Origin of the sequence: Halomonas sp. 707B3 (genome assembly GCF_024158645.1) — a bacterium.
GTDB classification, from domain to species: domain Bacteria; phylum Pseudomonadota; class Gammaproteobacteria; order Pseudomonadales; family Halomonadaceae; genus Vreelandella; species Vreelandella lionensis.
Map to the genome: position 1 here is coordinate 1 of NZ_JAMZBE010000248.1, position 2,701 is coordinate 2,701.

2 protein-coding genes are annotated in these 2,701 nt (G+C 55.9%); one reads left to right on the forward strand and one right to left on the reverse strand.

Going from position 1 to position 2,701, the window contains the following annotated elements:
• The coding region (locus BIS10_RS18215; RefSeq protein ID WP_253507518.1) for a peroxidase family protein at positions 1–1,815 on the reverse strand (1,815 nt) is incomplete at its 3' end.
• On the opposite strand from BIS10_RS18215, the gene BIS10_RS19100 reads away from it, so the two are divergent.
• Positions 1,792–1,968, forward strand: a complete 177-nt coding sequence (locus BIS10_RS19100; RefSeq protein WP_392567202.1) for a hypothetical protein — start codon at positions 1,792–1,794, stop codon at positions 1,966–1,968. The two genes, BIS10_RS18215 and BIS10_RS19100, sit on opposite strands and share 24 nt — an antisense overlap.
• The last annotated feature ends 733 nt before the right edge of the window (positions 1,969–2,701 follow it).

The window sequence follows — 2,701 nt, forward strand, 5'->3', positions numbered from 1 at the left end:
GTCATGGCTCACAGTGTCCGAGCCGAGAGCCAGTGGGTTCAAGAAGGCATCGAACAGATCCATGTCATCACGGCTGCCATCCGCGTTGATGCGGTCAACCGTCTCGTTGAGCATCGAGTGCCCGAACCGGTAGACCACGTGCGCGAACTCGGAAAAGATAACCGGGTTCAGCTCGGCGTCGGGCTGCACCATGAAGACATCAATATCTGGCTGGATCTTCCGCGCGAACTCCTCGAAGACGAGATGCTGGTACTCCATTTCGGTCGTGAAGCGCGCTGCCTGGAAGATTCTCTCGCCGTCCCACGACAGCAACTCGATCTCGGCCGCACTGGGCCAGGAGGCAAGGTCGGGGCCGGTCAGCCACTGGTTCAGGAAGTCGAGGTCCCCGCTCTCAAGCACCAACTCCTTCACCTGCTCCGCAATGCGATTGTGTTCGGAGTGGAAGATGTGGTGAATCGAGGTCAGGCCGATGTTCTCGTTGCCACGGCCGTCGCCGGTAACATAGTGCGCATCCAGCAGCTCGTTATCATAGGCAGTCTGAGCGCCGCGGGGGCCGAATTCGCCGCTGTAGCCGGGCTCGGCATCATCATCCGCTTGCAGTTCGCCATTAGCGAGCACAGGGACGGCGGCATGAGCGATGTCGTCCAGAAATGCCGTACCGGTGCGTGCCGCGCCGACCACAGACGGGTCAATTGGTGCCGCCAAATTCCCCTCGGTCAGGATGGGATTGCCCGCACCGTCGAAGCCGGTGATCAGTTGGGGGAGCCCATTCTCGCCACGGATAAACTCACCGTAGGGGTCGACCGCCACCAGCGGCACAGCCCCCACATCTTTATCGGTAAGTTCAATACCCAGCAACGTGCGCGCCTGAGCCTTGATGTCAGCCCAGGTCGGCAGGCCGCGGTCGCCGTCGAGCAGGTTACCCGTCGCCATAGGGCGGCCATCGACCATCGCGTATTCGCGCAGGAAGACTTGGTGCGAGGGATGCGAGGTGTAGGTCTGGTTCTGGTCCACCCACGGTGTAGTGACATTGCCCGCCGAATCATCGGTGGTGGCGCGTGTCATCACCATAAAATTGGTGGGACTATTGGGGTTGTACAGCGGGTCGTCCGGCGACAGCGGCATGTAGACCGTCCCGTTGCCCCCTTTTGCCACCAGATCAAGCCCGTGGTCGAAGAACTGGCCGAACAGCGTGAAGACGGAATTATAGGAAGCCGAGAGCCCCTCGTCCGGGGAGACGTTCGGCAGCATAACCGTGACGCCATCCATCTCAACTCCGTACGAGGCGAGCAGTGCGTCGAGATTATTCTTGGCACTAATGAGGACCTGGTTATCCTCCGCAATGCCCGCTCCCTCCAATACCTGCACGAGGTCGTGCTGCGCACGGATCAAGCTCATGGCATTGAGCATCGCCTGGCCGTTCATTCCCGCATGCTGGAGTGCCGTCGCGATTGCCGCCGGATTATCCAGCGTTTGGTCAACGATCAGGTTAGAGATCAAACGCGGTTCGACATCAACCACGTCACCCGCTTCACCGTAATCGTTGTTAGTGGGATAGCCGAAGCCACCTGGCAGTGCACCGCTCCCCTGCCCAAATGACCCCTCGGCAATGGGGACGAAAGGCTGCCCCGACGACCCCCACTGCTCGCGGCCGATCCCGAAGTTGTTGTAGCTGCCATCAACAGTGCGCAGGCCCGTGGGCAGAAGCGGACTATCGACAAGCTCCTCAAGCGGCGTTCCCGCGGAATGCGCTTCCGCGACTTTGATCTGATCCAGGATGAATTGCAGATCATGTTGGTTCAGTTTGACAGCCATGTTCCCTCCCAGGCCCCATCGGGCACTGCTACTTATTTTTTTGAACGAAACGTTACTTTGCGGCCCATCAATTTCACCAGCGGACGGCTGCTTTCTATCTTTAAAGCCGACGGGTATATCGTCATACCGCGACGGACACACCATCCGTGGTAAAGCTTACTCATCTCTTGCTTACACAAGGTTACGTTGAGAAATATTTATTTACCTCCTCAAAATCATCATTACTTCACTGCGAGGGTTCTCACCCAGAAAAACAGCGTTACTCATTCAAAGGGATGGGGTTTTTATGGTGAGGTACGTATTTTCATCATCAGCCACTAGGGCATTAGGATTTATTTGAAAACCCTAATTGGCTAATGCCACCTACACAGCAACCTAGATGACCCATGAGAGGACACGTTGGGGGCAGGGCTTTCCAAGGGTGTGTAGCTGACGCAGACATGGGGCGGTCTATGACCGGCCCTGGTAATGGCGGGATGATGGTACGAGTGTTAGCGGGTCACGGGGCGAGTATGGGCGGCAGGTAGAGCTTAGAACCCGTTTGATTCGAAAAACCTCTTCTGTAACAGCGAGCGCCCTTGCCAAGGCGCTCTGTTTACTTACTGCACGCATGAACTATCAGATTTTATTTATTTGTATGATTAATATTTCTCGTTTCGGCCAAGAGCGGTCTTTGAGGTAGCGCTGATATAACGCTAAAAACAGCGGCACTTTTATTCCTCCGCCTGCTTTTTCTGGTTAATTTTCGAATGCTCCACACCTTTCCAAAGATCTAAGAAACTCGCAAAACTGAATCGCCCCGGATATTCTAGACACCCGTTAGGCTCTTAAAGTAACGCCTTTCATACTCAACCGGTGACAAGTTATCACTTGTGCTGTGTCGGCG

What these genes read in the sequence shown, in the direction of transcription:
- BIS10_RS19100 (WP_392567202.1), top strand. Translation starts at nt 1,792, where the DNA reads ATGTTGGTTCAGTTTGACAGCCATGTTCCCTCCCAGGCCCCATCGGGC.